Source organism: Oleiphilus sp. HI0061, assembly GCF_001635675.1.
Genome location: NZ_LWFE01000590.1, coordinates 1 through 1040 on the forward strand (window position 1 = coordinate 1; position 1040 = coordinate 1040).

The 1040-nt window shown below is 46.8% G+C and carries 2 protein-coding genes; both read left to right on the forward strand.

The window, feature by feature from the left end; all coding sequences use genetic code 11:
- Nucleotides 1-354, forward strand: a 354-nt coding sequence (locus tag A3735_RS07685; RefSeq protein ID WP_197485744.1) for an aminodeoxychorismate/anthranilate synthase component II, incomplete at its 5' end; no start/stop codon positions are given.
- A 35-nt stretch (nt 355-389) separates the two neighbouring features.
- Nucleotides 390-1040, forward strand: a 651-nt coding sequence (gene trpD, locus A3735_RS07690) for an anthranilate phosphoribosyltransferase (RefSeq protein ID WP_068637861.1), incomplete at its 3' end; no start/stop codon positions are given.

Here is a 1040-nt window from a genome sequence, read left to right on the forward strand (position 1 = left end):
CTTGGTATTTGTTTGGGTCACCAAAGTATTGGCCAGGCTTTTGGCGGAAATATCATTCGTGCCGGGCAGGTGATGNACGGTAAGACTTCAGCCATGCATCATAACGATAGGGGCGTATTTAAGGGATTGACTAACCCTTTCACCGCAACCCGTTACCACTCACTGGTTATTTGTAAAGATACGCTACCTGATTGCCTGGAAATCACGGCATGGACTGAAAACGATGACGGTAGTGTCGAAGAGATCATGGGTGTTCGCCACAAGGAACTTGATATTGAAGGGGTTCAATTCCACCCTGAGTCAATTCTAAGTGAACACGGTCATGACTTACTTAAGAATTTCTTAGACCGATAAGATAAAACGATAAGCGAATAAAAATAGGTATACGCATGGATATTACTCAAGCTCTGGCAAAAGTCGTTGAAAACACCGACCTAGCAACCGATGAAATGCAGTCTGTCATGCAACAGATTATGACAGGCCAAGCGACAGAAGCTCAAATTGGCGGTTTCCTAGTTGCTTTGCGCATGAAAGGCGAAAGCATTGATGAAATTACCGGCGCTGCTCAGGTGATGCGAGAGCTCTCTACTAAAGTAGATATCAGCGGCGAACACTTGGTAGATACCTGTGGCACCGGCGGCGATGGTGCTAACTTGTTTAACGTCTCGACAGCCAGTGCATTTGTGGTAGCTGCAGCGGGTGGCAAGGTAGCAAAGCATGGTAACCGTAGCGTTTCTAGCAGCACTGGCAGTGCTGATGTACTCGAAGCTGCAGGCATTAATTTGTCTTTAAGCCCCGAGCAAGTACAGCGTTGTATTGAGGAAATTGGTGTTGGTTTTATGTTTGCACCAGCTCACCATAGCGCTATGAAGCATGCTATTGGCCCCCGGAAGCAGATGGCTATTCGTACCATCTTCAATATGCTTGGCCCCATGACTAACCCTGCTAACGTTGGTAAGCAAGTGATCGGCGTATTCAATAGTGCTTTGTGTAAGCCTATGGCTGAAGTATTAAAACGTCTGGGTAGCGAGCATGTACTC